A 269-nucleotide genomic window follows, 5' to 3' on the forward strand; every position below is an offset into this window, starting at 1 on the left:
ATATAATTGGTGAGCAAAATCTCTTATGGGCGACATTTGATAACCAAGTTCACGCTTTAAAGCTAGCATAGAATATCGAATCCATATCAATGAAGCAATAAGACATAAGAAGATAAATGAAAAAAATCCACGAACCAAAAACTCATTCCATATAAAAAAAGACACTATGAAAAAAATAGTGTAAATCACTGTCAATCCATAAAGACACAGTAAGATCCATTTTATTTTATTCATAGGTCTCCCCCAAAAAATTTAATTATCAACTTTTT

It is taken from the genome of Methanocalculus natronophilus (genome assembly GCF_038751955.1).
In the GTDB taxonomy this organism is placed as follows: Archaea; Halobacteriota; Methanomicrobia; order Methanomicrobiales; family Methanocorpusculaceae; genus Methanocalculus; species Methanocalculus natronophilus.